The organism is Mesorhizobium sp. M7A.F.Ca.ET.027.03.2.1, assembly GCF_003999175.1.
Taxonomy (GTDB): domain Bacteria; phylum Pseudomonadota; class Alphaproteobacteria; order Rhizobiales; family Rhizobiaceae; genus Mesorhizobium.
The window spans coordinates 1-2,808 of the sequence record NZ_RZOM01000837.1 but is presented as its reverse complement, the minus strand read 5'-3'; the positions used below and the strand labels follow the sequence as shown (position 1 = coordinate 2,808).

2 protein-coding genes and 1 pseudogene are annotated in these 2,808 nt (G+C 61.5%); 2 read left to right on the top strand and 1 reads right to left on the bottom strand.

Translation table 11 applies throughout. The annotated features are described in order from the left end of the window. Positions 1-9 precede the first annotated feature (9 nt). Positions 10-1,266 carry a cyclopropane-fatty-acyl-phospholipid synthase family protein gene (locus tag EN750_RS27740; RefSeq protein ID WP_127398605.1) on the top strand — a complete coding sequence of 419 codons (1,257 nt, stop codon included), beginning with the start codon at positions 10-12 and terminating at the stop codon, positions 1,264-1,266. A gap of 121 nt (positions 1,267-1,387) precedes the next feature. After that, positions 1,388-2,385: pseudogene (locus EN750_RS27735) on the top strand (glycerophosphodiester phosphodiesterase family protein). A 33-nt stretch (positions 2,386-2,418) separates the two neighbouring features. Here EN750_RS27735 and EN750_RS27730 read toward each other — a convergent pair. Next, on the bottom strand, positions 2,419-2,808 hold a 390-nt coding region (locus EN750_RS27730; protein WP_189526504.1), incomplete at its 5' end, for a 5'-nucleotidase C-terminal domain-containing protein.

Genomic DNA, 2,808 nt, shown 5'->3' with positions numbered 1-2,808 from the left:
GGGCATGAGATGGCGCAAAAGGAACATTTTAGCGTAGCATTGAGCGACGCGGTCAGGCTCGATGAATTCAACTTCGCCGAGATCGTCAAAGGCCTTCCAGCGAAAGCGCGCATGGTGCTGTCGGCGGCAATGAACCTGCCTCGCGGTTCGCTCAGGGTGAGGCTGCCGGACGGCCGCGCCGTGCTCGTCGGCGGCAAGGGACCTGGCCCGGATGCCGAACTGGTGCTGAAGAATTGGCGCTTGCCCGGCCGCGCCTTTTCCGGCGGCACGATCGGCGTTGCCGAATCCTATATGGACGGCGATTGGGAAAGCCCTGATGTGACCAGCTTCCTGGAGCTGTTCGTGGTCAATTCGGTCATTGGCGAGAGTATCGCGGGCGGCACCAGTTGGCTGATCAACACCGTCCAGCGCATCCGCCACTGGTTCAACCAGAACACGCGCACCGGTTCGAAACGCAATATCTCGGCGCATTACGACCTCGGCAACGCCTTCTACAAGGAATGGCTCGATCCGAGCATGACCTATTCCTCGGCGCTCTACACCACCGGTGCCAACGACCTGGAAGGCGCCCAGGCCGCCAAATATCGCGCTCTGGCGAAGGATACAGGGATCGGTCCGAAGGACCATGTGCTGGAAATCGGTTGCGGTTGGGGTGGCTTCGCCGAATTCGCGGCGCGCGAGATCGGCTGCCGCGTGACCGGGCTGACGATCAGCCGCGAGCAGCACGATTTTGCCACGGCTCGCATCGCCAAGGCTGGCCTTGCCGACAAGGTCGACATCAAGCTGCAGGATTATCGCGACGAAACCGGCACCTATGACCGCATCGCCTCGATCGAGATGTTCGAGGCGGTCGGCGAGAAATACTGGCCGGTGTTTTTCGGCAAGATGAAGGCCTGTCTAAGGCCTGGCGGCACCGCCGGCCTGCAGATCATCACCATCAACGAAGCCGCCTACGACACCTATCGCGCCAGGCCGGATTTCATCCAGCGCTACGTCTTCCCGGGCGGCATGCTGCCGACACCGTCGATCCTGAAGGCACTGGGCAAGGATCATGGCCTTGCCCATCTGCGCGAGCGCGTGTTTCCGGACGACTACGCGCGCACGCTTGCCGAGTGGCGCCACCGGTTCTGGGCGTCATGGGAAAAGATCGTCCCGCTCGGCTTCGACGACCGCTTCAAGAAACTCTGGGAGTTCTACCTGCACTATTGCGAGGCTGGCTTCCGCGCCAGCTACATCGACGTGCGCCAGGTGGTCTACAAGGCGTAAGCCGACACGCTCTTGACCAGGCTATGTCGAGCATGATCTCGACATCGCCGCGCCGTCGCCGTCAAAAAGTCCGATCGCGAAGCAGAATGCCGGGCAGGACGGACGAATCGGAAATCACCTGATGCGCAGACGGACGATCTTCTTCGGCGTCATTGTTGTCGCTGCGGTGGGCATCTGGCTCAACAACACCTCGCTGTTATCGAATCGCCCCGCCGGCAAGCCGGAGATGCTTGCCCATCGCGGCCTTGCCCAGGACTATTTGCGCGCAGGCATGACAGGACAGACTTGTACCGCCAGTCGCATGTTGCCGCCGCGCCATGGCTACCTCGAAAACACAATTCCCTCGATGGAGGCCGCCTTTGCGCTGGGCGCCGACGCGCTCGAACTGGATGTTCACCCGACGACGGACGGCAAGTTCGCCGTCTTCCATGACTGGACGCTGGATTGCCGCACGGAAGGCACGGGAGAAACGCGCAGCCATTCCATGGCCGAGTTGAAGGCCCTCGATGTCGGCTATGGCTATACGGCGGATGGCGGCAAGACCTTTCCATTCCGCGGCAAAGGTATCGGCATGATGCCATCCCTGGATGAGGTTCTGACGCACTTCCCGGCCCGCCGCTTCAACATCAACGTCAAGAGCAACGATCCGGGCGAAGGCGAAAAGCTGGCCGCATGGCTTGCCACGCTGGCACCAGCCGAGCGCGGTTATCTCTCGGTCTATGGCGGCGACAAGCCGATTGCCGCGGTCAAGGCTGCGCTGCCGGACATGCATACGCTAAGCCGCGCATCGCTGACGCAATGCATCCTGCGCTATGCCGCAATTGGCTGGACCGGCTACGTTCCGGATGCCTGCCGCAAAGGCACCTTGCTCATCCCCGTCAACGTCGCGAAATGGATGTGGGGGTGGCCGAACCGGTTTCTCGATCGCATGCAAGGAGTCGACAGCCGCGTCTATCTGCTCGGCCCTTATTCCGGCGGCGACTTTTCGCAAGGGCTCGACGATCCCGAACTGATCAAGCAACTGCCGGACGGCTATTCCGGCGGCATTCCACGGATGCGCTGGATCTCGTCATGCCTGACATCAAGGAACGTTTCGGCTCGGATCAATCCACGCCGTAAGGGGCTTGGATCGAGCCGCCTCGAAGCTACCCTTCAAAGCAGGATGCGGTATTTCGCGAAGCCCGCCTCGCCCTCGCCCGCCGGTTCGATCTTCAGCGATTTCACCTGCGCGATGAAATCCTTGGCCCTGGGGCCGGTTTCGAAGACGGCGCTGGCTCCAGGCAGCGGTGCGAACGACCAGTTGTCGTCCGCCGACGGATTGATCGTGCCCTCGCTGACGATATAGCGGACGATGACATCGCGATTGGTGTCCGGCGCCTCGTAGATGATCTTCGAGGCATTGATGTCGGGGAAATTGCCGCCGCCGCCAGCCCGGTAATTGTTGGTCGCAACGACGAATTTCTGATTGCGATCAATTGGCTTCCCATCGAAACTCAGGTCGACGATGCGATTGGCGCCAGCGTTGGCCAGCCCGCCCTTGGC